Source organism: Micromonospora sp. NPDC047187 (assembly GCF_040643355.1).
In the GTDB taxonomy this organism is placed as follows: Bacteria; Actinomycetota; Actinomycetes; order Mycobacteriales; family Micromonosporaceae; genus Micromonospora; species Micromonospora salmantinae.
On the sequence record NZ_JBEYUF010000007.1, the window covers coordinates 186348 to 213243 of the forward strand.

Genomic DNA, 26896 nt, shown 5'->3' on the forward strand with positions numbered 1-26896 from the left:
CGTCTGGCTACTTCGAAAGATAGGGCAAATCAGGCATAAAACCGGACAAAGGCCGCAGCCGTCACTACTTGGTCACAGGTGATCCATCAGTGCTCAGGTCAGCGCCGCCTCCGCAGCCGCCAGGAACGCGTCGTTCTCGGCCGGGGTGCCGATGGTGACCCGGACCCCGTCCCCGGCGAACGGCCGCACGATCACCCCGCGCGCCTCGCACGCCTTGCCGAACGCCACCGCCCGCTCGCGCAGCGGCAGCCAGACGAAGTTGGCCTGGCTCGTCGGCACCTCGGGCACGAACTTGCGCAGCGCCTCGGTGACCCGGTCCCGCTCGGCGACGACCAGGGCGCAGCGGCGCTCCATCTCCGCCACCTGGGTCAGCGCGGCGAGCGCCCCGGCCTGAGCTGCCGTGCTGCTGGAGAACGGGGTCGCCACCTTACGGATGGCGGCCGCCACCACCGGCTGGGCAACCAGCCAGCCCATCCGCAGCCCGGCGAGCCCCCACGCCTTCGACAGCGTGCGCAACACCGCGACGTTCGGCCGGTCCAGGTAGTCGAGACCGTCCGGCACCTCCGCGTCGGTGACGAACTCCCGGTACGCCTCGTCGATCACCACCAGCACGTCGTCCGGCACCGCGTCGAGGAACCGGTCCAGCTCGGCCCGGCGCACCGCCGTACCCGTGGGGTTGTTCGGGTTGCAGACGAAAATCACCCGGGTCCGGTCGGTCACCGCCGCGGCCATCGCCGCCAGGTCGTGCCCGTGCCCGGCGTCGTTGGGCACCCGCACGCTGGTCGCGCCGCTGGTCGCCACGATGATCGGGTACGCCTCGAAGGACCGCCACGAGTAGAGCACCTCGTCGCCGGGCAGGCAGGTGGCACGCACGAGGTGCTCGGCCAGCGCCACCGAACCGCAGCCGGTGGCGATCCGATCGGCGTCCACCCCGTACCGCTGGGCCAGCGCGTCCCGCAGCGCGACCACACCCATGTCCGGGTAGCGGTGCGAGGTGGTGATCGCCTCGGTGACCGCCTCCACAACGCCGGGCAGTGGCCCGTACGGCACCTCGTTGCTGGCCAGCTTGATGGCCTCCGGCAGGCCCAACTCCCGGGCCAGGTCGGCGGGGCTGCGCCCCGGCACGTAGCTGGGCAGTGCGTCCAGGTCGACGCGGGTCAGCCGCAGCGCCGGCTGGTGACGTCCGGAGTCGGTCATGGGGTGTCTCCCGGGGGCTGGTTACGGTCGTTCGAGGGGGCGGTTTCGGTCTGGTGGGGGACTTCGACGACCACCGTCTGCGCGCGCTTGTCGTGCAGCGCCTGGCGCAGGGGGTGGTCGAAGAGGGGGGAGAGAGCGTCGACGAGTTGCAGCACCAGGCCGAGCCCGGCGCAGTACCAGAGCAGAGTCGGCAGGCCCAGCGTGCTCCACCGGCTCAGCGCCCGGCGGACGCCCAGCGGCTGGTCGGCGGCCATCGGCACCGCCCGGATCCGCATCACCCGCTTGCCGACGGTCTGCCCGCCGGAGGCCATTGTCGGCACCTCGTACGCCAGCCAGAGCGCGGTGGCGATCAGCAGGATCGCCACCAGCAGAGAACCGGCCTGCTCACCGGGCATCGGCAGACCGTCGGCGGAGGTGTCGCCCCGCGCCGCGCGCCGGAAGACCTCCTGCCAGTACGGCGCCCACTCCTGCGCCCAGCGCCAGACGAACCAGCCGTTGACAACCACGTTCAGTGCGAAGACGAGGCCGAAGTCGATCAGCCGGGCGACCAACCTGCGGCCGTAGCCGGCCAGCCTGAGGCCGTGCGGTCGCGGCTCCAGCGGTCGTCCGGGCCAGCCGGGGTGACCGGCCGGTGGCGCCCAGCCGGGAGGGGCACCCGGCGGGGTCCAGCCCGGCGGACCGCCCTGCGGACCCCAGCCGGGAGGGCCGGCCTGTGGTCCCCAGCCCGGGCCGTGTCCCGGTTGCGGGCCGTACCCAGGGGGTGGGCCCTGCTGGGGCGACCAGCCCGGCGCGCCAGTCGCCGAGTCGGGGGTCGTCGACGCCGCGGGCGCGGCCGGGGTGACCGGCGCGGGCGGTGGCTCGGGCGGCGGTGGGCCGTCCGGAGGGGTGGCGTCGACAGGAATGGGCGCACCCAGCCAGCCCTCGCCGTCCCAGTACCGTCGGGTCTCAGTGTCGGCGGGGTCGACATACCAGCCAGGTTGAACGCTCACGAAGACACCTTAACGACGACCGTCGCAGCGAACTTGTCATGGAGGCACTGCTGCCACGGCTTGTCCCAGAGCTGCCAGAACCCGTCGGCGTAGCTGATCCCGGGTACCAGTGAAGCCGCCAGGTACTGCACGAGCCATCGCCGGCCAGCCATCCGCCGGTCCAGGGTGTGGGTCGGGTCGAACGGCACCACGCGCAGCTTCATCACCTTCTTGCCGAGCGTCTGACCGCCGCGCTTGAGGTACTCCACGTGGTAAAGCCAGTAGAACCCGAGCATCACGACGAGGAGCCCGAGCTGGAGCAGCAGGATCGGCAGGAAGAAATCGACGAAGAAGGTGCCCGGCTCGGGTTCCACGAAAGTCCCGTCGGGGTTGGTCTGCGTCATCTCGGTGAACATCCGCCACCAGAGGATGAGGAAGAACGGGCTGAACAACGCAAGCGACACCGCGCTCGCCAGCGCCGTGTCGATCAGCCAGGCCAGCAGCCGGTCGGTGAAGCTGGCCAGCGGCTGACCACTCGGGCTCAGCTGCGGGGGCAGCGGGCCGGGTGGGCCAGCATGCCACTGCGGTGGGGCGTACCCGGGTGGGGCGTACTGCGGCGGCGCGGCGTACCCGTGGGGGTGTGGGCCGGGCTGCGGCGCGAAGCCGCCGGCGGTGGGTCGGGGCCCACCGGCCGGCGGCGTCGGGTACGACGGAGGTTGCGTCACGCTCGCAAGTGTTACAGGTTGCCGCGGGCTTCCTGCTCCCGCTCGATAGCCTGGAAGAGCGCCTTGAAGTTGCCCTTGCCGAAGCCCAGCGAGCCGTGCCGCTCGATCAGCTCGAAGAAGACAGTGGGACGGTCCTGCACCGGCTTGGTGAAGATCTGCAGCAGGTAGCCGTCCTCGTCCCGGTCAACCAGGATCTTGCGGGCCTTCAGCTCCTCGATCGGCACCCGCACCTTGCCGATCCGCTCGCGCAGCTCCGGGTCGTCGTAGTACGAGTCCGGGGTGTCCAGGAACTCCAGACCGGCAGCGCGCATCGCGTCGACGCTGGCAAGGATGTCGTTGGTGGCGACGGCGATGTGCTGCGCGCCCGGGCCCTGATAGAACTCCAGGTACTCGTCGATCTGGGACTTCTTGCGGGCGATCGCCGGCTCGTTGAGCGGGAACTTCACCTTGCGGGTGCCGTTCGCCACGACCTTGCTCATCAGCGCCGAGTAGTCGGTGGCGATGTCGTCGCCGACGAACTCCGCCATGTTGGAGAAGCCCATGACCCGCTTGTAGAACTCGACCCACTCGTCCATCCGGCCCAGCTCCACGTTGCCGACCACATGGTCGACGGCCTGGAAGAAGCGCTTCGGCTGGATGCCGGCGTCGATCATCGGCTGCCGGTCCACGATCGGGCCCCGGGCCACGAAGCCGGGCAGGAACGGGCCGCTGTAGCGGGACCGGTCGACCAGCGTGTGCCGGGTGTCGCCGTACGCGGCGATGGCGGCCATCCGGACGGTGCCGTGCTCGTCGGTCACCTCGTGCGGCTCGACGACGCTGGCGGCGCCCTGCGCGACGGCGTGCGCGTACGCGGTGTCCACGTTCGGGACCTCCAGCGCGATGTCGCTGATCCCGTCGCTGTGCCGGGCCACGTGCTCGGCGCCGTCGGCGTCCGGGCGCACCGCGCCGGTCAGCACGAACCGGGCCGAGCCGCTGGTCAGCACGTACTGGGCGTGGTCCCGGTAGCCCTGCTCGGGGCCGCGGTACGCCACGCAGGTCATGCCGAAGGCGGTGGAGTAGTAGTGGGCGGCCTGCTTGGCGTTGCCGACCAGGAAGTGCACGTGGTCGAGGCCCCGGACCGGGAACGGGTCGTGGCTGATGTCGTGGTCGACAGCGCCGACGAGCCGGTCGACGTCGACGTCCTCGGTCGACTGGGGTCGGTCGATCGCCTGGGTCATGGTGGGCTCCCTCGCGTACCGGCCGGCCTTGTGGGCCGCCGTGGTCGGTTCTTGTGGCGAGGATCGCTGCCCCGGCATCGAGTGGGCAACTGTTGGCAGAAATGCTGGTCAGGTTGCGCATTCGGTATGGTGTTCACTCATGAATGGTGAGCAGAATGTACAGCTCGATGCGCTCGACGTGCGCTTGATCGAACTGCTCGCCGAGGAGCCGCGGATCGGGGTGCTGGAGTGCTCCCGGCGGCTCGGGGTGGCCCGGGGCACCGTGCAGGCGAGGCTGGACAAGCTCGTCGAGCGGCGGGTCATCGAGGGCTTCGGCCCCGAGATCGCGCCGGCCGCCATCGGGTTCGGGGTGACCAGCTTCGTCACCCTGGAGATCAGTCAGCGGCACGGCCACGACCCGGTCACCGCTCACCTCGCCGCCATCCCCGAGGTGTTGGAGGCGCACACCATCACCGGCTCCAGCGACCTGCTCTGCCGGATCGTGGCCCGTTCCAACACCGACCTGCAACGGGTCATCGACCAGATCGTCTCGTCCGCCGGCATCACCCGCGCCTCGACGATCATCGCGTTGGCCGAGCAGATTCCCTACCGCACGCTTCCGCTGGTGCGAAGCGCTGTTCGGGCCGAGGGAAGAGTGCTGTAACACCTCCGAGCGCAGAAAGCGCGGCGACACGGCGGCGCGGGCGTACGGAAGATCCGTGATCGTGGCTACGGTGTGCGGGTGGCGAAGGGGAGCGTGCGTGGTGGGCTGCTGCTCGGCCTCGCCGTGGTCGTCGCGCTCGCCGCCACCGGCGTGTGGAACCCGTTCCCCGGCCTGTGGGACTGGGTGGACCGCAGCGAACCCATCTCCGAGCCCGACGTGGTCTGGCAGCAACGGGTCGGCGGCACTCCGCGCAGCGTGACCATCGCCGGCGACGCCGTCGTGGTCGAGCAGCGCACCCGGGTCGAGGCTCGCAGCCTGGCCACCGGCGCCCAGCTCTGGGAGCGCAAGGCGGACTGGGCGGCGGTCGCCGGCGGCGACCGGGACCCGGTCGTGGCCGTGGGCAAGCTCCTGGTCAAGGGGTACGAACTGCTCGACCCGACGACCGGGGTGACCCGGCGGCGTGACGACGACGCGGTAGCCGTCTGGACGTACCGCAACCTGCTCCTCGACGCCAGGTGCACGGACGCCACCGACTGCACCCTGAGCGCCTGGGACCCGCGTGGCACGGCACCGCTCTGGACGGCCTTCCTGCCCGGGGTCCACAGCGGCCTGCTCGCCGACAATCCCGGCCTGCGCGGCACCCGCCGGCTCACCGCCACCCGGATCGACGACGGCGTGGTCGGGGCGGAGGCCGCGCCACCGCTGCTCGGCTTTCCGGTCGACGGTCGGGTCCACGTGGTCGACACCGCCACCGGCCGGGTGCTGCAGAACGTCGAGCCCGGCCGGGAGGAGCGGCTCTCCGTGGTGGGCGGTCGGCTGCTGCGGATCGCCGCCCGATCCCAGGACGGCACCTGTTACTTCGCCATCTCCGCCCGGGACTCGGCGACCGGGCAGGAGGCCTGGCAGCGGGCCGGCATCAACCTGCGTACCGCCGACTCCGCCGGCTGCGTGCAACGCGAGGACCCGCAGGGTGCGCGGAACGTGCTGATCGGCGTCGCCCCGGACGGCCGCGAGGCGGTCATCGACGGGTACGACGGCCGGCTGCTCTGGGTCGGTGAGCCGGGCACAAAGTTGATCGCGGTGGACGACCGTTCGGCGGTGTTCCGGGCCGCCGACAAACGCTCGGTCATCGCCCGTGAGCTGGGCACCGAGAAGGTGCTCTGGACGCGACAGGCCAGCGGCAAGGCCGGGGCCGCGCTCACCCCGTACGCGGCGGTGGTGGCCGACGAGAAGCCGTCCCGGCTGGCGGCGCTGGATCCGCGCACCGGCCGAGAGCTGGCCGTCCTGCGCACCTCGGCGAACGCCCTCGCCGTCGGGTCGCAGGGCATGATCATCGGTGAGGGGCGGGAGATCGGGTACGTCCGCTTCGGCGCGTCCGGAAGCTCGCCCACCCGACCCCCCAGCGACGGTGGGAATCCCGGGCCGGGCGGCCCCGGCCCCGGCGGGCCGAACGACGGCGACTGCGGGCCGAAGGGGGAACTCTGCCCCGACCCCGGCGGCGGCAAGGACGGCTGATCGCGCGGTTCGTCCGATGATCCGGACGGCGGCCGGGCCCGGCACGCCCGGTGGATGAGAGCGGCGTCCCAGGACCCGCCCGGCGGGTGGGAGTGATCGACCGGTCTGCCCTAGGCTTGCCGCTCATGAGCAGTGCCGCCGCATTCTCGTACGCCCCTCTGCTGCCGACCGGCCCCGACCAGACGGACTATCGCCTGGTCACCGACGAGGGCGTGGACGTCGTACACGGCCCGGGAGGCCGCCGGTTCCTCACCGTGGAGCCGGCCGCGCTCACCGCGCTGACCGCCGAGGCGATGCACGACATCGCGCACTTCCTGCGCCCCGCGCACCTGGCGCAGCTCCGGGCGATCATCGACGACCCGGCCGCCTCGCCGAACGACCGGTTCGTCGCGCTGGACCTGCTGCGCAACGCCAACATCGCCGCCGGCGGTGTCCTGCCCATGTGCCAGGACACCGGCACCGCCATCGTGATGGGCAAACGCGGTCGCCACGTGCTGACCGACGGTGCCGACGCGGAGGCCATCTCCCGGGGCGTCTACCAGGCGTACACCAAGCTCAATCTGCGCTACTCCCAGCTCGCCCCGTTGACCATGTGGGACGAGCGGAACACCGGCAGCAACCTGCCCGCCCAGGTGGACCTGTACGCCGAGGACCCCGACGGGCACCCCGACGCGTACAAGTTCCTGTTCATGGCCAAGGGCGGTGGCTCGGCAAACAAGTCGTACCTCTACCAGGAGACGAAGGCGCTGCTCAATCCAACCCGGATGATGCAGTTCCTGGAGGAGAAGCTGCGGCTGATCGGCACCGCCGCCTGCCCGCCGTACCACCTGGCCATCGTCATCGGCGGCACCTCCGCCGAGTATGCGCTGAAGACCGCGAAGTACGCCAGCGCCAAGTATCTTGACGCGCTGCCGACCGCCGGTTCGATGAGCGCGCACGGCTTCCGCGACCTGGAGCTGGAGGCGGAGGTGCTGGAGCTGACCCGCAACTTCGGCATCGGCGCGCAGTTCGGTGGGCGGTACTTCTGCCACGACGTACGGGTGGTGCGGTTGCCCCGGCACGGTGCGTCCTGCCCGGTGGCGATCGCCGTCTCCTGCTCTGCGGACCGCCAGGCCGTCGCGAAGATCACCCCGTCGGGCGTGTGGCTTGAGCGGCTCGAAACCGACCCGGCGCGGTTCCTGCCCGACGTCACCGACGATTCGCTCGACGCCGAGCTGGTGGTCCGGGTCGACCTGAACCGACCGATGGACGAGATCCGCGCCGAGCTGTCGAAGTACCCGGTGAAGACGCGTCTCTCGCTCTCCGGGCCGCTCGTGGTCGCCCGGGACATCGCGCACGCCAAGATCGCCGAGCGGTTGGACGCCGGTGAGCCGATGCCGCAGTACCTGCGTGACCACGCGGTCTACTACGCCGGCCCGGCGAAGACCCCCGAGGGTTACGCGTCCGGCTCGTTCGGCCCGACCACCGCCGGCCGGATGGACGCCTACGTGGAGAAGTTCCAGGCCGCCGGCGGCTCCCAGGTGATGCTGGCCAAGGGCAACCGGTCGGGTCAGGTGACCCGCTCCTGCCAGCAGCACGGCGGCTTCTACCTCGGCTCGATCGGCGGCCCCGCGGCCCGCCTCGCCCAGGACTGCATCAAGCACGTCGAGGTGCTCGAATACGCGGAGCTGGGCATGGAGGCGGTCTGGAAGATCGAGGTGGAGGACTTCCCCGCCTTCATCGTGGTCGACGACAAGGGCAACGACTTCTTCGCCGAGGTCACCAAGCCGGTGCTCACCGTCGGCCGCCGCTGACCCCACAGGTACGCCAACGGGCGCCGGGCGAACTCGCCCGGCGCCCGCTCTGTCGCCCGTGCTCTGCCGACATCGGTACGCCCGCCCCCTGGGGTGGGACGGGCGCACCGCCCCCGTCGGATGCCGTCACCGACAACTCGCAATGAGTGTGCTGCGCACCGCTGTCGATCCGCTCTCAGATCACTATCGCCTGGCCGAGGCGGTCTGTTACCGCCGGACTACTCTGCTGGAAGTTGCACCACTGATGCGGGAGAGCAGATGCGGTTCGGGATCCTGGGGCCCCTGCGGGTGGGCGGTGGCGAGTCCACTGTCACCGCCGGGCGCGACCGGATCGTGCTCGCCATGCTCTTGTTGCGGGCCGGCCGGCTCGTGCCGCTCGACGAACTGGTCGACGCGGTGTGGGAGGACCGCCCGCCGGCCACCGCCCGGGCGCAGTTGCAGACCTGCGTGTCGCGGTTGCGTCGCCGGTTCACCGAACTCGAGCTGGCACCGGACCTCATCGTCACCGACCCGGCGGGGTACGGGCTGCGTACCGCACCGACCGACCTGGACGCCGAGGTCTTCACCCGGGGCGTGGAGGCTGCGCGAGCCGCCGCCACGGCCGGTCGCCTGGTCGACGCGCGTGCCGAATTCCGCGCCGCCCTGGCGTTGTGGCGCGGGCCGGCGCTGGGTGGAATCCCGAGCCGGAGCGTCCGCCGCCGGGCACAGGCACTCGACGAGCAGCGTCTCACCGCCCTGGAGGAGTGCGTCGACGTCGAGCTGCGCCTCGGGCGGGCCGCCGAGCTGATCGGCGAACTCGCCGAAAGCGTCGACCAGCACCCGGTGCGGGAGCGGCTGCGCGGACAACTGATGCTGGCACTGTCCTCGGTCGGACGGCAGGCCGACGCGCTCGCGGTCTACCGGGAGGGCCGGCGGACCTACGCCGACGAGCTGGGCATCGAGCCGGGCGCCGAGTTGCAGGAGCTGCACCAGCGGGTGCTCGCCGGTGACCTGGCCCTGGCCGGTCGGGAAGCGCGGCCGATCGCTCCGGTCCGCTCGCTGCCCCGGGCGATCGGCGACTTCACCGGCCGGCAGCAGACGCTGGCCCGCCTGGTCAAGGAGGTGGAGGCCGGGGCCCGGATCCAGCTCATCGACGGCATGGCGGGCAGCGGCAAGACCACCCTCGCGGTGCATCTCGCCACCGCTCTCGCGGACGACTACCCGGACGCCCAGCTCTACATCGACCTGCACGGGCACAGTGAGCGCACCCCGTTGACGCCGGCCGCGGCGGTCGCCACGCTCCTGCGGCAGCTCGGTGTGCCCGCCGAGAGGGTGCCGACGAGCCAGGACGACCGGTTGGCGCTCTGGCGTAGCGAGCTTGCCGGTCGACGGGCCCTGCTGGTGCTCGACAACGCGGCGACCGCCGACCAGGTGACACCGCTGCTGCCCAACGGCTCGCACTGCCTGATCCTGATCACCAGCCGCCGCCGGCTGGTCGGGGTGGACGAGGGGCGGCCCTCGTCGCTGCCCGTGCTCGACAGCGACGAGGCGGTCGAGTTGCTCGGGCAGGTCGTCGGCGTGGCCCGGGTGGCGGCGGAGCCGGAGGCGGCCACCGAGGTCGTCCGACGCTGCGGACACCTGCCGCTGGCCATCCGGCTGGCCGGTGCCCGACTGGCGCACCGAACCCGTTGGCGCATCGCCGACCTGGCCGAGCGGCTGAGCAGCCGGCCGGATCCGTTGGCCGAGTTCGAAGCGGGGGAGCGGTCGGTCGGTCGGGCCTTCGCCCTGTCGTACGCCCAGGTGTCCCCGGTCGCGCAGCGTGCGTTCCGGTTGCTGGGCCTGCACCCGGGAGTACGGTTCGACAACTCGGTCACCGCAGTACTGGCCGAGCTGTCCCTACCCGAGGCCCAGGACCTGCTGGACGAGTTGGTCGACGCGCACCTGGTGGAGGAGGCGGAGGCGGGCCGGTACCGGTTGCACGACCTGGTCCGGGAGTACGCGCGGACGCTGGTGGCCGAGCCGGAGCGGACGGTCGAGCGACGGGGCGGCATCGAGCGTCTGCTCGATCACCACCTGCACGTCGCCACGGCGATCGCCCGCGAGAGGGAACTCTCCGCGCTCCGCTCGCTGATCGTGGTGGGGGAGCCGCTCCGTCCTGACCTGGTCATGCTCGTCGCCGAGCAGGGTCGGGCCTGGCTCGACGAGAACCTGGCCGCATGGACAGCCCTGGTCCGGTTGGCGGAGACCGAGGGGTTTCTCCGCTACTGCTGGCAGTTGGCGAGGGCCTGCTGGCACGCGCAGTTCGAGGGCGGTCGACTGGATGAACTGATTGAGACACACACCATCGGCCTGCGCGCCGCCGAGGAGTTGGGTGACGACAGGGCGGTGGGGATGATGCTCAACTATCTCGCCTCGGCCCATTACCGGCTGGGTGATTTCCCCACGGCGATCCGGGTGATGGAGAGATCACTCGACATCTTCCGCCGCCTGGGTCTGCGCTACGAATACCGCAACACCCTGGGCAACCTGGGCACCGCGTACGCGGCCAACTTTCAGTTCCGCCGGGCTCGCGAGTCCTACGACGCTGCTCGGGCGCTGGCGACGCGGATGCGCGACACGACGGCGCTGGCGAACGAACTCAACAACCTGACGATCACCCTGCTGCTCTGGGGACGGCACGACGAGGCGCTGCGCACCGCTCGGCGGCACCTGGGGATCGCCCGCGAGGTCGGCGACACACGGCGGCTCGGCAATGCCCTCGGGCACCTCGGGATGGTCCGGCATCGGATGGGCGACGTGGTGCCGGCCGCACGGTTGCTGCGGGTGGCGCTGCGCTTCAAGCGCCAGATGGGCGCCCGGTTCGGTGAGGGTGAGGTGCTCAACGAGATCGGGATGATGGAACGGGAGGCCGGCCGTCCGGAAGAGGCCGCTGACCTGCACCGTGCGGCGCTGGTCGCGATGACCGAGGCGGGAGATCGCATCGGCCAGTGCGGCTCGCGCAACCTGCTGGCCCGAGCCATCCTGGATCAGGGGGATGTGAGCAGCGCGCTCGACCTGCATCGTCGGGTGCTCGTCGACGCCACCGGGCTGGGTTCCCTACACGAGCAGGGTCGGGCGCTGGAGGGCATCGCCCGCTGTTTGCTGGCGACCGATCCGGCGGCGGCGCGGGCGCACCTGACCCGGGCGCTGGCCCTGTTCCGGCAGATCGAGTCGCCGGACCAGCACGAGGTGGAACGGCTGCTCACCGAGTTGGGCTGACGGATCATCTGCGAGTCGGCCACGGGCGCGGCAGGATGGTACGCGTGACGACTCCAGAGGCGACCGGTTACCGCATCGAACGCGACTCGATGGGCGAGGTGGAGGTGCCCGCCGAGGCGCTGTGGCGGGCGCAGACCCAGCGCGCGGTGCAGAACTTCCCGATTTCCGGCCGGGGCCTCGAACCGGCCCAGATCAAGGCCCTCGCCCAGATCAAGGGCGCGGCGGCCGAGGTCAACGGCGAGCTGGGCGTGATCGACGCCAACGTGGCCGCCGCGATAGCCGCCGCCGCCGCGCACGTTGCCGACGGTGGTTACGACGACCAGTTCCCGGTGGACGTGTTCCAGACCGGCTCCGGCACCTCGTCGAACATGAACACCAACGAGGTGATCGCGACCCTGGCCAGCCGGGAGCTTGGCTCGCCGGTGCACCCGAACGACCAGGTCAACGCCTCCCAGTCGAGCAACGACGTCTTCCCGTCCTCGATCCATCTGGCGGCCACCCAGTTCATCGTCGAAGACCTGCTGCCGTCGCTGGCCCACCTGGCGTCGGCGTTGGAGGCCAAGGCCGACGAGTTCGAGACGGTGGTCAAGGCCGGGCGTACCCACCTGATGGACGCCACCCCGGTGACCCTCGGCCAGGAGTTCGGCGGGTACGCCGCCCAGGTCCGCTACGGGGTCGAACGGCTGGAGGGCGCGCTGCCCCGACTGGCCGAGCTGCCGCTGGGCGGCACCGCCGTCGGCACCGGGATCAACACCCCGCTCGGTTTCGCCGCCGCCGTGATCGAGAAGCTGCGCGAGTCGACCGGGTTGCCGCTGAGCGAGGCGCGTAACCACTTCGAGGCGCAGGGCGCGCGGGACGCGCTGGTGGAGACCTCCGGGCAGCTGCGAACCGTGGCGATCGGCCTCTACAAAATCGCCAACGACATCCGCTGGATGGGCTCCGGCCCTCGCGCCGGCCTGCGCGAGCTGCGCATCCCGGACCTCCAGCCCGGCTCGTCGATCATGCCGGGCAAGGTCAACCCTGTGGTCGCCGAGGCGATGCGGCAGGTCTGCGCCCAGGTGATCGGCAACGACGCGACCGTCGGCTTCGCCGGCTCCCAGGGCGACTTCGAGCTGAACGTGATGCTCCCGGTGATGGGCCGCAACCTGCTGGAGTCGATCCGGCTGCTCTCCGCGGTGAGCCGGCTCTTCGCCGACCGGCTGGTGGTCGGCCTGGTCGCGGACGCCGAGGTCTGCCTGGCGTACGCCGAGGGCTCACCGTCGATCGTCACCCCACTCAACCGCTACCTGGGGTACGACGAGGCCGCGTCGATCGCCAAGGAGGCGCTGGCCAAGCAAGCCTCGATCCGCGAGGTGGTCATCTCCCGGGGCCACGTCGACTCCGGCAAGCTCACCGAGACCCAGCTGGACGAGACGTTGGACCTGCTCCGGATGACCCACCCCTGACCCGGCTCGCCCCGCCCTGCCCGGCGTTGCCCGGCCTCGCCTTGCCGTGGGTTGCCCTGGTCAGGGTAGGTGTCGTGGTCTCGCCCAGCCGAGGAAGCGGGCGAAGAGCGCGGCGGGGTCGGGGCCGTCGTGCGGGTTGAGTCGGTACAGGTCGGCAGCCGCCTCGTGCAGGACGGTGCACAGGTAGATGCTCAACCCGATCCGGTCGTGCGTGTACTCCTGGCGCAGGGTGAGTCGGGCGACCGGGCACGGCCAGGGCGCTGCGCCGACCTGCGCCAAGATCGCGCTCGATCCTGGACCGCGCCGATCTTGCAGTTTCTGCTGTTGACATGGGTGGATATGCCCCTTGCGTCGGGGCAGAAAATGCAAGATCGCGGAGCAGAGTCAGGTCGCAGCGGTTCCGCCCAACGCGGCGGCGTTGTCCTGGATGTAACGGCTTCCGCAGGTCAGGGCCCGACTGTTTCCACGATCGAGCACGACCTTGCCTCGGGTCTCTCCCTGGCGGTGGCGGAGGTCGCTGCCGGCAGCGCCTCGGTCGTCCGGGGAGGCTGGCGTGTTCCGGGTCGGGGTGGGCGTCTCGGGTCGGGGTGGTGGGCGTGGTCGGAGGATGTCTTGGGCGGATGCTTTGGAGCTGACTCGTTTGTGGCATCACCTCCGCTGTTCCGAGGTGCACTCCCGCCGGGCTGGCTGGGAGGTGGGACCGCCCGGCACGGGGGAGCGGGCGGTCCCGTGCGGCGCCGGCAGATCCCGGGGGACGGGGAGCGGCGCCGCGCTTCACAGTCTGGTGATCAGGCAACTACGGTCGGAAGGGTTTGGCCGCGTCGTCATAGTCGCCCTGTTCTGGGTGGCAGCGTCGCTGGCGGCCGGCTGGAGATGATCGTCGGCGGGGTGGAGGGCGGGCACGGCATGGCCGATGGACAGATGACGGCGGCGGCGTTCCTGATCGCGGAGCTGCGCCGGGCGCGGGTCCGGCGCGGCTGGAGTCAGGACGAGCTGGCCAAGGCGGTCAACTACTCGGCGTCGATGGTCAGCGCCGTCGAGCTGGGGCAGCAGCCGCCCACCGCCAAGTACCTGGAACTCGTCGACCGCGCCCTGGACACCGGCGGCCTCTTCGGTCGGATGTCCACCGAACTGGTCAGCCTGGACCGGGCGCAGCCCTGGCTACGCGGCTGGCAGGCGATCCTCGCGGAGGCGCGGGCGCTGCGATGGTTCGACCCGCTGCATGTCCCGGGGCTGCTGCAGACCGAAGGCTATGCCCGTGCCATCTTCGAGTCGGACCGACTGCTCGACGCCGATGAGGTCGAGCGTCGGCTAACGGACCGGATGGACAGTCAGCGGGTTCTCTACGGGGATCGCCCACCGCACGTAGTTGCGGTGCTCGACGAGTCGGTACTGAGGCGACGCGTCGGCGGCCGGAAGGTCATGTGCGAGCAGTCTCTGCAGCTAGCGCGCCTGGCGACCGAGCATCCGCGGGTTCAGCTCCATGTGGTGCCTCGCTCGGCCGAGGAGTATCCCGGCCTGAACGGGCCATTCATCCTTGCCACCGTGGCCGACCACAGCGATCTTGCCTACCTTGGTGGCCAGATCGGCGGCCAAGAACTCGATCGGCCTGCGGATCTGTTGCGTCTACAACGGACCTGGGAAGCTACCCTCGGGCAGGCGTTGCCACCGCAGGAGTCGATCGAGTTGCTGAGGGAAGTGGCAGAGTCGTGGAGTTGACCCGAGCCCGGTGGCGTAAGAGCAGCCGGAGTGGTTCCAACGACCAGTGCGTCGAGGTGGCGACGAATCTCGGTGAGGTGGTCGGGGTGCGAGACAGCAAGGACTCGGACGGGCCCGTGCTCGTTGTCGACGCGTACTCCTGGCGGCTCTTCGTGGGCGCGCCTCCGCGCTGACCCGACCGCCTCGCCCGCGACGGCGGTCGGGGTTTTCGGTGCACCCGGCCCTGGTAAACGGCTCGACGGGGTCTTCGGCGGCGCGGATGATCCGGGCCATGGGTGACGATGGCGCGGGTGTGCCGGCGGGGACCGAGCGGCTGCGGTTGCGGCGACTGACGATGGCCGACGTGGACGCGCTGGTCGAGTTGGACAGCGACCCCGAGGTGATGCGTTTCCTCACCGGGGGCGTCGCCACCCCGCTGGCCACCGTGCGCGACGAGCAGTTGCCGAGGCTGCTGGGCCAGTACGACAGGTGTCCCGGGCTGGGTCGGTGGGCGGCGCACGATCGGGAGTCCGGCGAGTTCCTGGGCTGGTTCGCGCTGGACCCGTCGGCGGACGGCACCGAGGCCGAGTTGGGCTATCGGCTGCGCCGCTCGACGTGGGGGCGCGGGCTGGCGACCGAGGGGTCGCGGGCGCTGGTCCGGTACGCCTTCGACACCGTCGGGGTGCGTCGGGTCTGGGCCGAGACGATGACTGTCAACGAGCGGTCCCGGCGGGTGATGGTGAAGGCCGGGCTGCACTACGTGCGGACCTTCCACCTCCAGTGGGACGACCCGATTCCGGGCACCGAGCAGGGCGAGGTGGAGTACGAGGTGCGGGCCGAGGAGTGGGCGAGCGTCGCTCAGGAGCGGCCGGCGGCCCGGCGGGCGCGGTAGGCGGTCACCGCGGCACGGTTGCCGCAGCCGGCCTCGCAGAACCGCCGGGACCGGTTGCGGGACAGGTCGACGACGACGTTGTCGCAGTCCGGGTATTCGCAGATCCGCAGTCGGCTCAGCTCGCCGGTACGGACGAGGTCGGCCATCGCCATGGCGGCCTCGACCGCGATCCGGGTGGCCAGCGGCGCGTCGCGGGGAACGGCGTGCAGGTGGAACGGCTCGTCGTCGTGCTCGATGAGCTGGGGCAGCGCCTTGTGTTCCAGCAGCAGGCCGTTTACCACCGCGACGATCTCGGGTGGTTCGGCGTACCAGATGCGGCGCAGTTGGGGCCGCAGCTCCCGTACGGCGCGCAGCTCGGCCTCGGTGTGCTCGTGCCGGCCGCTGTAGGAGTGGCGGACGTAGAACGCGTCCAGCGCAGCGATGTCGGGCAGCAACTCACCGTCTCGACCTGCGGTGTTGACCAGCGCCGCGGCGGCGATCAGCGAACACTCGGTGTCATGAGCGAATAGCAACTTGACTCCTGTCATGGCTTCCGCCTAGCGTCATCAGTACAAGGATAGTTTGCTCATGACACGGTGCCCATTGCGAGGAGCGCGACATGCACTCACGACCTGCTGCCGGCGTCGGACTTGCGCTGCTCTCCGCAGTCACCTTCGCCACCTCCGGCACCTTCGCGCGGTCGCTCATCGAGGCCGGCTGGTCAGCCGAGTCCGCGGTGATCGCCCGCGTCGGGGTCGCCGCCCTGGTGCTGGCGATCCCCGCCCTGCTGTCGCTGCGAGGCAAATGGGACGTGCTGCGAGGCAACGCCACCGCCATCGGGCTGTTCGGGCTCCTCGGGGTGGCGCTGGCCCAGGTGTGCTTCTTCAACGCCGTGCGCTACCTGCCCGTCGGTGTCGCGCTGCTGCTGGAATACCTGGGCATCATCCTCGTCGTGGTCTGGATGTGGCTGCGGCACGGGCAGCCGCCCCGCCGGCTCACCGTCGCCGGGTCGGTGGCCGCGCTGGCCGGGCTGGCGTTCGTGCTCGACCTCGCCGGCACCGCCGACTTCCACCCGGTGGGCGTGCTCTGGGGGCTGGGCGCGGCGTTCGGCTTGGCCGGATACTTCGTGCTCGCCGGCCGGGTCGACCCCCGGCTGCCCTCGGTCGCCATGGCCAGCGGTGGAATGGCCGTCGGTGCCGCCGTGCTGCTCCTCATCGGGCTGACCGGCCTGCTGCCGCTGCACGCCACCTTCGGTGAGGTCACCTTCGCCGGGCAGCCCACCAGCTGGTTGGTGCCCATCGCCGGGCTGTCGCTGGTGGCCGCCGTCATCGCGTACCTCACCGGCATCGCCGGCACCCGGATCCTCGGGCCCCGCCTGTCGTCGTTCGTCGGGCTGACCGAGGTGCTCTTCGCGGTGCTGATCGCCTGGCTGTTCCTGAACGAGCTGCCCACCGGCTGGCAGTTGTTCGGCGGTGCGCTGATCGTCGCCGGCGTCGCCCTGGTACGCCTCGACGAGCTGCGCGGGTCGCCCGCAACGCCCGCGCCGGCCATGCCCGAGCCCGAGCTGGCCCTTGACGGTCGGTGAGGGTTGGCGGTCGTGCGTGTGTCTGCGCGGCGTGTGTCTGTGCGGGGTGTCTGTGCGCGGCCGGGGTGCGGCTCGAACTGGCGGGATTCACGGCCATAACGGGCGCTCAACTGGCGTAATCCGGATCGTTGTTGTGTGATGACTGCCACGTCCCTCAACGAGAGGATCCGATGTGCTGAGCAAGCGCTTCACCGCCCGTACGGTCGCGACCGCGGCTGTGCTGGCACTTACGGCTACGGGGTTGGGTGTGCCGGCCAACGCCGGGCCGAGCAACTCCCGGACCTTCACCGTCGTCGCCGAGGATGGCGTCGCCACCGACACGGCTGTCGCCGCGATCCGGGCAGCCGGCGGCACTGTGGTGTCCCGGTCCGATGAGGTCGGCATGTTCCAGGTCAGCAGCGATCGGGCCGACTTCGCGGCCAGGGCGACCGCGGCCCCGACGCTGATCGGCGCCGCCGAGCAGAAGGCCATCGGTCGCAAGCCGAAGCTGGACCGGGTCGAGCAGGAGCACCTGCTGGCCGCCGCCGGTGCTCGTGCCGGTGCTGCCGGTGCTGCGAAGAAGGGTGCCAAGCTCGATCCGCTCGATGACAAGCTCTGGGGCCTGGAGATGATCCGGGCCGACAAGGCCCGCAAGATCGAGCCGGGCGACCGTCGGGTGACCGTCGGCGTACTGGACACCGGCGTCGACGCCAGCAACCCGGACATCGCGCCGAACTTCAACTGGTCGCTGTCGCGCAACTTCGCGCCCGACCTGGTCGATGTGGACGGCCCCTGCGAGGTGCCGAGCTGCCTCGACCCGGTCGGCACCGACGACGGCGGGCACGGCACCCACGTGGCCGGCACCATCGGCGCCGCAGCCAACGGCTTCGGTCTCTCCGGCGTCGCCCCGAACGTCTCGCTGGTCGAACTCAAGGGTGGCCAGGACTCCGGCTACTTCTTCCTCGACCCGGTCGTCAACGCCCTGGTCCACGCCGGCCGGTCCGGGATCGACGTGGTCAACATGTCGTTCTATGTCGACCCGTGGCTCTACAACTGCACCGCCAACCCGGCCGACTCCCCCGAGGACCAGGCCGAGCAGCGGGCCATCATCAAGGCGATGAAGCGGGCGCTGGTCTTCGCGCACAACAAGGGCGTGACCCTCGTCGGTGCGCTCGGCAACAACAACGAGGACCTGGGTGCACCGCGCACCGACGTCAGCAGCCCCGACTACGGTGCCGACCCGTACCCCCGACCGATCGACAACGAGAGCTGCTGGGACCTCCCCACCGAGGGCCCGCACGTGATCGGCGTGTCGTCGGTTGGCCCGTCCGGCAAGAAGTCGGACTTCTCCAACTACGGCACCGAGCAGATCTCGGTCGCCGCGCCGGGAGGCTGGTTCCGGGACGGCTTCGGCACCGACACCTTCCGTACCGACGCCAACATGATCCTTTCCACGTACCCGAAGCACGTGCTTCAGGAGGAAGAATCGGTCGATGCCGACGGCAACATCGTCCCCGGCTTCGAGAACTCGGTCTTCAAGCAGTGCAAGGCCAACGGTGAGTGCGGCTACTACACGTACCTCCAGGGCACTTCGATGGCGTCCCCGCACGCCGCCGGTGTCGCCGCGCTGATCGTCAGCCGGCACGGCAAGCCGCAGGGTCGGACTGGCTTCGGGATGTCGCCGGACCAGGTTGAGCAGCACCTCTACCGCACGGCCGCCGAGCACGCGTGCCCGGAGCCGCGCCTCCAGCAGTACCGCAACGAGGGCCGGGACGAGACCTACGACGCGTACTGCGCCGGTGGGGTCAACTTCAACGGCTTCTACGGCTACGGGATCGTCGACGCCTACGCGGCGGTGAAGACCCCGCTCAAGCCGAACGCCCGCCCGTAACGCACATCGCATTGCGGTGGCCCAACCGCCACCGTTCTCCGGGGCCCGGTCGACCTGTCGTCGACCGGGCCTCGGCTCGTCCAGGCATGTCGTCACCGGCCGTCGCCCGGCGCCAGTCATGATCGACTCGATTTCCTTGAATGCCCCGTGTTGGTGCCTGAACGATGGCGCGGTTTCCAGGAACCCGAGTTGATCCCGGTCATCTGGACGATCCCTGTCGCAAGCCGCGGCTGACCAGCGCCTCGCGTACCTCTCGAAGCACCGCCGGGAACTCGCCGTGCAGCCGGCGGCTGGTCACGTGCAGTACCAGCCAACCCGCGCCGACCAGCTGATTCAGCCGGCGGCGGTGTCGGTGCAGCTGCTCTACGTCGAGGTGCCACTTCCCGTCGTACTCCACCGCCACCCGATATTGCGGCCAGGCCAGATCGGGGTGCAGAACAACGCCGGTGGGCAGGCGTACCGGATGGTGAACCGCTGGGCAGGGCAGCCCACCCAGCACCAACCGCACGCGTAGGTGTGACTCCGGCGGAGACTCGGCTCCGCCGTCGGCCATATCGAACACCCAGCGCGCTCGTCGCGCACCCGGCCGGTCAGCATTGCGGGCAGCCACGGCAGCCAGTGTCTCGCGATCGACCAGCCCCTGCCCGAGCAGCGAATCGACGATCGCTACCGCCCGGACCGGTTCGAGCCAGACGGCCGTCTCCCAGGCGGCCCGTCCGGGGTCGGATCGGGGGATTGGGAGGTCTTGCCCACTGGACCTGGGCGGGACGGCCGCCGCCCACCGATCATCTCGACCGGCCACCACCATGCCCGCCGCTCCGACGGACACCGCGGCCGGGTGCCGTGCTGGGCGTTGGGACATTCCGCCGGCAGGTGGGCGGCCTACTCCAGTAGGTCGCGTTGCATCACGTGGACTTCCAGCGCTCGACTGTCGGCCTGCGTCCGGCGGTCGGAGCGGGGTGATGGCGTTGACGTGCACGCGGAGGCCGCGCTGTGGGCCGATCCGCAGCGGTCGCGGCACGAGGACGTGCACATCGTCGGTAAAGCTCGCGGCGTGCTGGACGCCGTGCAGGTAGGCGGCCGACGGGCCGCCGACCACCACGCCGGGTGGGAGCCGAAGGAGGGCGGCGCGACACGCGAGGCCGTGATCATGGCCCAGCCGTGAGTCGGCGTAGATGTCGTGGCGCAACCGCACCCAGGCGGAGTTGCGCAACTGATGTTCGGTGAGCAGGCCGTCCCGGACAGCGTCGGAGCCGCGGAAGACCTGCCAGGCCAGGGCATCGGGGCGATGCGGACGTGGGGGCATGCCGGCAGCCTGCCGACCACCGACTGGCCACCGGAACCCCTGTGGACAACCCGGCCCGCGCATGCCGCCGGACCTGTGGACAACCATGAATCCGCCGGCCGATCGTGCTATGGGGCGCGAGGCGGGGCGCGGCGGTCGGGGTCAGCTGAGGGCGGTGGAGATGGCTCGGGCGGCGGCCAGCACCTGGGGGCCGATGGTGTCGACGTCCAGCGGGGCGAGCGCGACCACGCCGACGCTGGCCTCCAGGCCGGGTACGCCGAGCACCGGTGCCGCCACCCCGTACGCCCCGGCCTGCAACTCCCCGCTGCTACTCACCGGCTCGGCCGCCCCGGCCCGACCGGCCAGGATCGCCCGGCCGGCCGCGCCCCGGTCCAGTGGATGCCGTGCCCCGGACCGGTAGGCGACGTGGAACGACGTCCAGCTCGGCTCGACCACGGCCAGGGCGACGCCCTCGCCACCTTCGACGACGGTCAGGTGTGCGGTCGCGCCGGCCTGCTCGGCGAGGCGGCGTAGCGCGGGCAGCGCACCCTCGGCGAGCAGCGGCTGGGCCCGCCGGGCCAGGTGCAGCAACCCGGCACCGAGGCGCAGCCGACCGTCTCCGTCCCGACGCAGCATGCCGTGCCCGGTCAGCGCACTGACCAGTCGGTAGACGGCGGCCCGGCCGACGCCGAGCCGATTCGCGGCCTCGGTGACGGTCAGACCGCCAGAGGCGTCGGCGACCAGGTGCAGCAGCCGCAACCCCCGGTCCAGCGTCTGCGACGTCTCGGCGGGGGTGGTGGGCTTGGCTGGCGGGTCACCGGAGCCACCGGAGCGTGCGGTCGCATCCACGCCTGGCAGCGTACGACCCGGCACCGGCGGACCCGGACAGGCACGGACAGCTACCCTTGTACGGTGACGCTACGCCTGTATGACACCGCCACCCGATCGGTGCGGGACTTCGTCCCGCGGGAAGCCGGCAAGGTGGGGGTCTACCTGTGTGGTCTCACCCTTCAGGCCCCGCCGCACATCGGTCACCTTCGCTCCGGCGTCAACTATGACGTCCTGCGTCGTTGGCTGTTGGCCGCCGGCTACGAGGTCACCTTCATTCGCAATCTGACCGACATCGACGACAAGATCCTGGTCAAGGCGGGCGAGCAGGGTCGTCCGTTCTGGTCGATCGCGTACGCCAACGAGTTGCTGCTCGCCGAGTCGTACCGGTCGTTGAACGTGCTGGCGCCCAGCTACGAGCCGCGCGCCACCGGGCACATCCCCGAGATGCATGAGCTGATCACGAAGTTGATCGCCGACGGGCACGCGTACCCGGCGAGTGACGGCTCCGGCGACGTCTACTTCGACGTGGCGTCCTGGCCGGCGTACGGGTCGCTGTCGGGCCAGTCTCCGGACGCCATGCAGTCCGCCGGGGACGCCCCGGACCGGGGCAAGCGGGATCCGCGCGACTTCGCGCTGTGGAAGGGTGCCAAACCGGACGAGCCGGCGGACGCCTACTGGCCTTCGCCGTGGGGGCTGGGCCGTCCGGGCTGGCACATCGAGTGCTCGGCGATGTGCTGGCGCTATCTCGGCCCGGAGTTCGACATCCACGGCGGTGGCCTGGATCTGACGTTCCCGCACCACGAGAACGAGATCGCCCAGTCCCAGGCGGCCGGGTTGCCGTTCGCCCGCTACTGGGTGCACCACGGCCTGCTGAGCATCGGCGGAGCCAAGATGGGCAAGTCCGCCGGCAACGCGCTGGGCCTGGCGTACGTGGACTCGCTCGGAGTGCGGCCGGTGGAGCTGCGCTACTACTACGCCGCCGCGCACTACCGCTCGGTGATCGACTACTCGGAGGATTCGCTGCGCGACGCGGCCACCGCGTACCGGCGGATCGAAGGTTTCGTGCAGCGGGCCGCCGAGCGGGTCGGCGCCGGGCAGCTCGGTGAGCTGCCCACCGGGTTCGTCGCGGCGATGGACGACGACCTCAACACGTCCGCCGCGCTGGCCGTGCTGCAACAGCACATTCGGGACGGCAACACCGCGCTGAGCGTCGGCGATGATGTGACCGTCCGCACCACGCTGGCCGTGGTGCGGGCAATGCTGGATATTCTCGGGATCGACCCCCTCGACCCGGCCTGGACCGGTGGCGGCCGATCGGACGACCTTCGTGCCGTGGTGGACTCCCTGATCGCGCTGGCCCTGGAGCAGCGCGCGCAGGCGCGGGGCCGCAAGGACTGGACCGCCGCGGACGCCGTGCGTGACCAGCTCAAGCTGGCCGGCGTGGTGGTCGAGGACACCCCCCAGGGCCCCCGTTGGACTATTGGAGAGCAGGACTGATGGCCGGCAACTCGCAGCGCCGTGGCCGGCGACTGACGTCGAAGGCAGGCGCCCCCAAGGGCACCGGCGGCAAGAACAAGGACTCGTTGGCCGGGCGGGGTCGCACCCTGCCCGCGGACGAGCGGCCGTGGCACAAGGGCTACTCGGGCACCGAGAAGCTGCCCCAGCGCACCGCCTGGAAGCAGGACAAGGAGCGCCGCGCCGCGGCCGAGGAGGGGCGCGCCCCCAAGATCGGTCAGCCCGGCAGCAAGGACACCACCTGGGGCCGGGGTGGCGGTCGGGGCGTACCGGTCGGCCGGGGTGCCGCCACCGGCGGACGGGGCGGCAAGCCCACCGGCCGGTCCGGCCCCCGGGTCACGCCGGGGCGTAAGTCCAACCCGTCCAAGGACACCCCGGAGCTGCTTGTCGGGCGTAACCCGGTGCTGGAGGCGTTGCGCGCCAACGTGCCGGCGACGGCGCTCTACACGGCCCAGGGCATCGACATGGACGACCGGATCAACGAGATCATCCGGACCGCCGCCGACCGGGGCATCGCCAACCTGGAGATCAGCCGCGCCGAGTTGGACCGGATGACCGGCGGGGTGCTGCACCAGGGCGTCGGCTTGCAGGTGCCGCCCTTCGCGTACCAGCCGTTCGAGGACATGGTCGCCGCTGCCCTGGAGCAGCAGGCCCCGCTGCTGGTCGCGCTGGACGGTGTCACCGACCCGCGTAACCTGGGCGCCGTGATCCGGTCGGCTGCCGCGTTCGGTGCGCAGGGTGTCTTCGTACCCGAGCGTCGTGCCGCCGGGATCACCGCGACCGCCTGGCGGACCAGTGCCGGCGCGGCCGCGCGGGTGCCGGTCGCACAGGTGACCAACCTGACCCGGTCGCTGAAGGCGTGCCGCGACGCCGGCTTCATGGTCGTCGGCCTGGATGCCGACGGCGACACCGACCTCTACAACCTGGAGGCCGCTGTCGGTCCGCTGGTGGTGGTGGTCGGTTCCGAGGGGCGCGGTCTTTCCCGCCTGGTCGGGGAGACCTGCGACCTGACCGTCAGCATCCCGATGATCTCCGAGGTCGAGTCGCTCAACGCCAGCGTGGCGGCGGCGGTCGCCCTGGCCGAGGTCGCCCGCCGGCGCTCCGTCGAGCTGTAGCGCACGTCGAACGAAGGCCCCCTCCCGCCGAGCGCGGGAGGGGGCCTTCGTCGTCAGGTGCCCAGGCAGGGTGAGAAGCCAGTTTCGGTACGACGAAGGGGCGGCCCGCCGAAGCGGACCGCCCCTGTCGGTACGGCGTTACGTCAGATCCGGCCGCCGGTGGAGGCGTGGAAGACGTGGCTGCGACCGGCAACCGGCCTGACGAACACGGTGTCACCCATGTTCGGCATGTTGCGCCGGTCGGTGCGGACGACGAAGCGCTCCGAGTTGCCACCCAGCGCGGCGTGGCCGTAGACGTTGGCGTCCGAGCCGAGGTCCTCGACCAGCTCGACCACGACCGGCATGCCGCCCTCGGTCGGGCTGACCAGCTCGCAGTCCTCCGGGCGGAAGCCCACGGTGACCTTGCCGTCGCCACCCTCGGCGCGGGCCGCCTCGACCTGCTCGCGGGTCAGCGGGATCTGCAGCTCGGCGAACTCGGCGCCCCGCTCGTTCAGCGGAACGGTCTTGATGTTCATGGCGGGCGAGCCCATGAAGCCGGCGACGAACACGTTGGCCGGGGTGTCGTAGAGCGCCCGCGGGGTGTCCACCTGCTGCAGGACACCGTCGAGCAGCACCGCGACCCGGTGACCCATGGTCATGGCCTCGACCTGGTCGTGCGTGACGTAGACCGTGGTGACGCCCAGCTTGGCCTGCAGGGACGCGATCTGGGTACGGGTCTGCACGCGGAGCTTGGCGTCGAGGTTCGACAGCGGCTCGTCCATGAGGAAGACCTGCGGCTCGCGGACGATCGCCCGACCCATAGCGACACGCTGACGCTGACCACCGGAGAGCGCCTTCGGCTTACGGCTGAGGTACTCCTCCAGCTGGAGCAGCCCGGCCGCCTCCTTGACCCGCCGGTCGATCTCCGACTTGGAGGTCTTGCGCAGCTTGAGGGCGAACGCCATGTTCTCGTACACCGTCATGTGCGGGTAGAGGGCGTAGTTCTGGAAGACCATCGCGATGTCGCGGGCCTTCGGGGGAAGGTGGGTGACGTCACGCTGGTCGATGTAGATCGAACCGGCGTCCACGTCCTCCAGGCCGGCGAGCATCCGCAGGCTGGTGGACTTACCGCAACCGGAGGGGCCGACCAGGACGAGGAACTCCCCGTCGCCGATCTCGAGGTCCAGCTCGTTGACGGCGGGACGCTCTTGGCCCGGGTAGACCCGGGACGCCTTGGAATAGGTGACAGTAGCCATGGTGAAGCGCTTCCTTTCACCGGCAGGAACGTGCCGGACGATCCGAGTGAAGGAGCAACCGGCACGTGTCCGTGCCGGTTCAGCGGACGGCGGCGCGGTCGCGGGGGCGCCCGGTCGTCGTCCGTGTCAGTGAACCGTAAACGCGTTTACCCGTGCTGCCAAGGCGGGGGCCGCCCAGCCCACCAGGCGGGCTACGCATTCCGGTCACTCGGGCACGGTCAGACATCAATCGACGCGGTGTCAAACGAGTCTGCGTCGGGTTGTTGACGATTCCCGTGCTCGGGAGGCATCGCGATCGGGATTACCGGACGTCAGTCGCTATGCTGACCTCGACGCACGCGCCCCTGTAGCTCAGCTGGCCAGAGCACTCGCCTTGTAAGCGAGATGTCGCCGGTTCGATCCCGGCCGGGGGCTCCAATTACATCAGACCTATCCGAGCGGCACCGCTCTGCCTCTGCCGCGCCGTCCCCGACGTCCGCGGTGAGCTGGTCGCGGCAGCAAACAGCCACCGCGGCTGCTCCGGATTGAGCGGCGCGCCACCCGACCGGACGACGCAGTTTCCGGCGCTAACCTGGGGCCGGAGCAGCGCGGAGCGGGACGGGGGCAGATGAGTCGGGCGGTGGAGGAGTCGAACCGGGCGATGCTGCGCGCCCGGGACGCGATGGACCGGGCGTACGCCGAGCCTCTGGACATTCCCGCGTTGGCCCGGATCGCGCACGTCTCGCAGGCGCACTTCATCCGTACCTTCCGGGCCACCTTCGGTGAGACCCCGCACCGCTATCTGCAACGCCGTCGGGTGGAGCGGGCGATGTCGTTGCTGGTGGAGACCAACCGGGACGTGACGGACATCTGCTACGCCGTCGGCTTCGGCAGCCTGGGCACGTTCAGTCGGACGTTCCGGCAGATCGTCGGGGAGTCCCCCTCGGATTTCCGGCGTCAGCGTGTGGCGCCGGCCAACGTGCCGTCGTGCTTCACCAAAGCCTGGACCCGACCCAGCAGTTTTGGATAAGCCGCAGGTCACGGCCTACCTCTAGCGTCATGGGCATGACGATGAACGCGATCAGCCGCTCCCAGATATACGTCCTCGACCAGGACGCCGCGCTTGACTTCTACGTCAACAAGCTCGGCATGGAGGTCAACACCGACCAGGACCTCGGCTTCATGCGGTGGCTCACTGTCAACCTGCCCGGCGACCCGGAGCGCGAGATCCTGTTGGAGAAGCCCGGCCCGCCGGCGCTGGACCCGGCCACCGCCGAGCAGGTCCGGGAGCTGCTCACCAAGGGTGCCCTCGGCGGGTACCTCTTCATGACCACTGACGACGCCCGCAAGACGCACGAGGATCTGGTGGCGAAGGGCGTCGAGATCACCGACGAGCCGACCGAGCGCCCGTACGGGATCGACTTCGGCATCCGGGACCCGTTCGGCAACCGGATCCGCATCGGCCAGATGTTCCCCGGGGCGTAGGGGGCGGGCGATGAGCCAGGCCGCGGCGTTTCCCGTGGTACGACCGACCGCCGTCGGTCGGGACCGCATGCTGTTGATCGGCGGGGTGTTCGCCGGTCCGATCTTCGTCGGCTCGGCGATCGCGCAGGCGGCGACCCGGGATGGCTTCGACTTCCGTCGCCACCCGGTCAGCGTCTTGAGCACCGGCGAGCTGGGTTGGATCCAGATCGTCACGTTCCTGGCCACCGGGGTGCTCTGCGTGCTGGCCGCCCAAGCATTGCGCCGTCGTACCAGCGAAGGCGGCGGATCGGTCCGGCTGCCCCGACTGCTCGCGCTGTACGGCCTGGGCCTGGTCGGGGCGGCGATCTTCAGCGCCGACCCGGCCGACGGGTTTCCGGCCGGTACGCCTCGGGGCGCCGGTGAGATCAGTTGGCACGGCGGCCTGCACTTCCTGGTGGCAGCGGTCGCTTTCGTGTCGCTGATCGTGGCGACAGTGGTGGCAGCCCGTCGGGCCGCACGGCAGGGGGCGCGCGGTCGAGCCGCGTACAGCCTGGTGACCGGGATGTTCTTCGCGGCGGCCTGGGTGACGCTGATCGTCCGGCCGGCACCGGCCGTGATGGTGGCGTTCGGCCTGGCGGTGACGGCCGGCTGGCTGTGGGTGTCGGTCACCTTCGCGCGGGCGGCGTCCGGTCGGGCCGACTGAGCCGA

Annotated in this window: 25 protein-coding genes and 1 tRNA gene; 17 read left to right on the plus strand and 9 right to left on the minus strand. The window is 70.8% G+C overall.

The annotated features are described in order from the left end of the window. Positions 1-93 precede the first annotated feature (93 nt). From hisC to hppD, 4 genes are read right to left on the minus strand one after another with little or no spacing between them, the layout of a single operon-like run. Positions 94-1197: a histidinol-phosphate transaminase gene (gene hisC, locus ABZ794_RS15000; RefSeq protein ID WP_357515918.1), complete on the minus strand. Its 1104-nt coding sequence runs from the start codon at positions 1195-1197 to the stop codon at positions 94-96. After that, positions 1194-2186, minus strand: a complete 993-nt coding sequence (locus ABZ794_RS15005; RefSeq protein ID WP_210780852.1) for an RDD family protein — start codon at positions 2184-2186, stop codon at positions 1194-1196. The genes hisC and ABZ794_RS15005 overlap by 4 nt, the downstream gene beginning before the upstream one ends. After that, positions 2183-2890, minus strand: coding sequence for an RDD family protein (locus ABZ794_RS15010; protein WP_357515920.1), 708 nt, complete (start codon positions 2888-2890; stop codon positions 2183-2185). The genes ABZ794_RS15005 and ABZ794_RS15010 overlap by 4 nt, the downstream gene beginning before the upstream one ends. Before the next feature lie 11 nt (positions 2891-2901). Further along, complete coding sequence (gene hppD, locus ABZ794_RS15015) at positions 2902-4107, minus strand: 4-hydroxyphenylpyruvate dioxygenase (protein ID WP_357515922.1); 1206 nt, start codon at positions 4105-4107, stop codon at positions 2902-2904. A 139-nt stretch (positions 4108-4246) separates the two neighbouring features. Here hppD and ABZ794_RS15020 point away from each other — a divergent pair, with 139 nt between their 5' ends. The 5 genes from ABZ794_RS15020 to ABZ794_RS15040 all read left to right on the plus strand — a co-directional run bounded on the left by ABZ794_RS15020 (position 4247) and on the right by ABZ794_RS15040 (position 12740). Then, positions 4247-4750, plus strand: a complete 504-nt coding sequence (locus ABZ794_RS15020; protein WP_091403110.1) for an Lrp/AsnC family transcriptional regulator — start codon at positions 4247-4249, stop codon at positions 4748-4750. A 105-nt stretch (positions 4751-4855) separates the two neighbouring features. Further along, positions 4856-6265, plus strand: coding sequence for a PQQ-binding-like beta-propeller repeat protein (locus ABZ794_RS15025; RefSeq protein ID WP_210780928.1), 1410 nt, complete (start codon positions 4856-4858; stop codon positions 6263-6265). Between the two features lie 125 nt (positions 6266-6390). Beyond that, positions 6391-8058 carry a fumarate hydratase gene (locus ABZ794_RS15030; RefSeq protein ID WP_091403108.1) on the plus strand — a complete coding sequence of 556 codons (1668 nt, stop codon included), beginning with the start codon at positions 6391-6393 and terminating at the stop codon, positions 8056-8058. 258 nt (positions 8059-8316) lie between these two features. After that, positions 8317-11295, plus strand: coding sequence for an AfsR/SARP family transcriptional regulator (locus ABZ794_RS15035; RefSeq protein ID WP_210780857.1), 2979 nt, complete (start codon positions 8317-8319; stop codon positions 11293-11295). Positions 11296-11330: 35 nt separating this feature from the next. After that, positions 11331-12740: a class II fumarate hydratase gene (locus ABZ794_RS15040; protein ID WP_357515926.1), complete on the plus strand. Its 1410-nt coding sequence runs from the start codon at positions 11331-11333 to the stop codon at positions 12738-12740. 60 nt (positions 12741-12800) lie between these two features. Here the strand turns inward: ABZ794_RS15040 and ABZ794_RS15045 are convergent, their stop codons facing one another. Then, positions 12801-13055, minus strand: coding sequence for a hypothetical protein (locus tag ABZ794_RS15045; protein ID WP_357516016.1), 255 nt, complete (start codon positions 13053-13055; stop codon positions 12801-12803). Between the two features lie 591 nt (positions 13056-13646). Here ABZ794_RS15045 and ABZ794_RS15050 point away from each other — a divergent pair. The 3 genes from ABZ794_RS15050 to ABZ794_RS15060 all read left to right on the plus strand — a co-directional run bounded on the left by ABZ794_RS15050 (position 13647) and on the right by ABZ794_RS15060 (position 15330). Beyond that, positions 13647-14459: a helix-turn-helix transcriptional regulator gene (locus ABZ794_RS15050; protein WP_357516018.1), complete on the plus strand. Its 813-nt coding sequence runs from the start codon at positions 13647-13649 to the stop codon at positions 14457-14459. Continuing rightward, positions 14450-14632: a DUF397 domain-containing protein gene (locus ABZ794_RS15055; protein WP_210780859.1), complete on the plus strand. Its 183-nt coding sequence runs from the start codon at positions 14450-14452 to the stop codon at positions 14630-14632. The genes ABZ794_RS15050 and ABZ794_RS15055 overlap by 10 nt, the downstream gene beginning before the upstream one ends. Before the next feature lie 98 nt (positions 14633-14730). Beyond that, entirely contained in the window at positions 14731-15330 is a 600-nt protein-coding gene (locus tag ABZ794_RS15060) for a GNAT family N-acetyltransferase (protein WP_357515928.1), read from the plus strand. On the opposite strand, the gene ABZ794_RS15065 is transcribed toward ABZ794_RS15060, so the two are convergent. Further along, positions 15297-15842, minus strand: a complete 546-nt coding sequence (locus ABZ794_RS15065; RefSeq protein ID WP_357515930.1) for a CGNR zinc finger domain-containing protein — start codon at positions 15840-15842, stop codon at positions 15297-15299. The two genes, ABZ794_RS15060 and ABZ794_RS15065, sit on opposite strands and share 34 nt — an antisense overlap. Positions 15843-15928: 86 nt before the next feature. Here ABZ794_RS15065 and ABZ794_RS15070 point away from each other — a divergent pair, with 86 nt between their 5' ends. Beyond that, positions 15929-16894 (plus strand): DMT family transporter, encoded by a 966-nt coding sequence (locus ABZ794_RS15070; protein ID WP_210780862.1) that lies wholly within the window; start codon positions 15929-15931, stop codon positions 16892-16894. Positions 16895-17069: 175 nt separating this feature from the next. Beyond that, a complete protein-coding gene (locus ABZ794_RS15075; RefSeq protein WP_238690467.1) occupies positions 17070-18764 on the plus strand; it encodes a S8 family serine peptidase in 1695 nt (564 codons plus the stop codon). A 199-nt stretch (positions 18765-18963) separates the two neighbouring features. Here the strand turns inward: ABZ794_RS15075 and ABZ794_RS15080 are convergent, their stop codons facing one another. Continuing rightward, positions 18964-19317 carry a hypothetical protein gene (locus ABZ794_RS15080; protein WP_357515933.1) on the minus strand — a complete coding sequence of 118 codons (354 nt, stop codon included), beginning with the start codon at positions 19315-19317 and terminating at the stop codon, positions 18964-18966. Positions 19318-19737: 420 nt separating this feature from the next. Here ABZ794_RS15080 and ABZ794_RS15085 point away from each other — a divergent pair, with 420 nt between their 5' ends. Beyond that, positions 19738-19929 (plus strand): hypothetical protein, encoded by a 192-nt coding sequence (locus ABZ794_RS15085; protein WP_357515935.1) that lies wholly within the window; start codon positions 19738-19740, stop codon positions 19927-19929. Between the two features lie 282 nt (positions 19930-20211). On the opposite strand, the gene ABZ794_RS15090 is transcribed toward ABZ794_RS15085, so the two are convergent. Next, the gene (locus tag ABZ794_RS15090) at positions 20212-20820 is read right to left on the minus strand and encodes a helix-turn-helix domain-containing protein (RefSeq protein WP_238690468.1); all 609 of its coding nucleotides are present in this window, start codon (positions 20818-20820) and stop codon (positions 20212-20214) included. A 141-nt stretch (positions 20821-20961) separates the two neighbouring features. Here ABZ794_RS15090 and cysS point away from each other — a divergent pair, with 141 nt between their 5' ends. Further along, positions 20962-22377, plus strand: coding sequence for a cysteine--tRNA ligase (cysS, locus tag ABZ794_RS15095; protein ID WP_238690459.1), 1416 nt, complete (start codon positions 20962-20964; stop codon positions 22375-22377). Further along, complete coding sequence (gene rlmB, locus ABZ794_RS15100; protein WP_196920053.1) at positions 22377-23510, plus strand: 23S rRNA (guanosine(2251)-2'-O)-methyltransferase RlmB; 1134 nt, start codon at positions 22377-22379, stop codon at positions 23508-23510. The genes cysS and rlmB overlap by 1 nt, the downstream gene beginning before the upstream one ends. Before the next feature lie 143 nt (positions 23511-23653). On the opposite strand, the gene ugpC is transcribed toward rlmB, so the two are convergent. Further along, entirely contained in the window at positions 23654-24745 is a 1092-nt protein-coding gene (ugpC, locus tag ABZ794_RS15105) for a sn-glycerol-3-phosphate ABC transporter ATP-binding protein UgpC (protein WP_210780867.1), read from the minus strand. Positions 24746-25085: 340 nt separating this feature from the next. Between ugpC and ABZ794_RS15110 the strand changes: the two genes are divergently transcribed. From ABZ794_RS15110 to ABZ794_RS15125, 4 genes are all read left to right on the plus strand, one after another. Continuing rightward, positions 25086-25162: transfer RNA gene (locus ABZ794_RS15110), tRNA-Thr, on the plus strand. 190 nt (positions 25163-25352) lie between these two features. Further along, on the plus strand, positions 25353-25754 hold the full coding sequence (locus ABZ794_RS15115) for an AraC family transcriptional regulator (protein WP_357515938.1): 402 nt from the start codon (positions 25353-25355) through the stop codon (positions 25752-25754). Positions 25755-25789: 35 nt separating this feature from the next. Beyond that, the gene (locus ABZ794_RS15120; protein WP_210780869.1) at positions 25790-26209 is read left to right on the plus strand and encodes a VOC family protein; all 420 of its coding nucleotides are present in this window, start codon (positions 25790-25792) and stop codon (positions 26207-26209) included. Between the two features lie 10 nt (positions 26210-26219). Continuing rightward, positions 26220-26891, plus strand: coding sequence for a DUF998 domain-containing protein (locus ABZ794_RS15125; RefSeq protein WP_210780870.1), 672 nt, complete (start codon positions 26220-26222; stop codon positions 26889-26891). Positions 26892-26896: the final 5 nt, after the last annotated feature.

Excerpts from the sequence above, each read along its gene's own strand:
- ABZ794_RS15060 (WP_357515928.1), top strand. The coding sequence starts at position 14,731 with ATGGGTGACGATGGCGCGGGTGTGCCGGCGGGGACCGAGCGGCTGCGG.
- hisC (WP_357515918.1), bottom strand. The coding sequence starts at position 1,197 with ATGACCGACTCCGGACGTCACCAGCCGGCGCTGCGGCTGACCCGCGTC.
- ABZ794_RS15080 (WP_357515933.1), bottom strand. The coding sequence starts at position 19,317 with ATGGCCGACGGCGGAGCCGAGTCTCCGCCGGAGTCACACCTACGCGTG.
- ABZ794_RS15035 (WP_210780857.1), top strand. The coding sequence starts at position 8,317 with ATGCGGTTCGGGATCCTGGGGCCCCTGCGGGTGGGCGGTGGCGAGTCC.
- ABZ794_RS15020 (WP_091403110.1), top strand. The coding sequence starts at position 4,247 with ATGAATGGTGAGCAGAATGTACAGCTCGATGCGCTCGACGTGCGCTTG.
- ABZ794_RS15040 (WP_357515926.1), top strand. The coding sequence starts at position 11,331 with ATGGTACGCGTGACGACTCCAGAGGCGACCGGTTACCGCATCGAACGC.
- ABZ794_RS15030 (WP_091403108.1), top strand. The coding sequence starts at position 6,391 with ATGAGCAGTGCCGCCGCATTCTCGTACGCCCCTCTGCTGCCGACCGGC.
- ABZ794_RS15125 (WP_210780870.1), top strand. The coding sequence starts at position 26,220 with ATGAGCCAGGCCGCGGCGTTTCCCGTGGTACGACCGACCGCCGTCGGT.
- ABZ794_RS15050 (WP_357516018.1), top strand. The coding sequence starts at position 13,647 with ATGGCCGATGGACAGATGACGGCGGCGGCGTTCCTGATCGCGGAGCTG.
- ABZ794_RS15070 (WP_210780862.1), top strand. The coding sequence starts at position 15,929 with ATGCACTCACGACCTGCTGCCGGCGTCGGACTTGCGCTGCTCTCCGCA.
- hppD (WP_357515922.1), bottom strand. The coding sequence starts at position 4,107 with ATGACCCAGGCGATCGACCGACCCCAGTCGACCGAGGACGTCGACGTC.
- ABZ794_RS15120 (WP_210780869.1), top strand. The coding sequence starts at position 25,790 with ATGACGATGAACGCGATCAGCCGCTCCCAGATATACGTCCTCGACCAG.
- rlmB (WP_196920053.1), top strand. The coding sequence starts at position 22,377 with ATGGCCGGCAACTCGCAGCGCCGTGGCCGGCGACTGACGTCGAAGGCA.
- ugpC (WP_210780867.1), bottom strand. The coding sequence starts at position 24,745 with ATGGCTACTGTCACCTATTCCAAGGCGTCCCGGGTCTACCCGGGCCAA.
- ABZ794_RS15115 (WP_357515938.1), top strand. The coding sequence starts at position 25,353 with ATGAGTCGGGCGGTGGAGGAGTCGAACCGGGCGATGCTGCGCGCCCGG.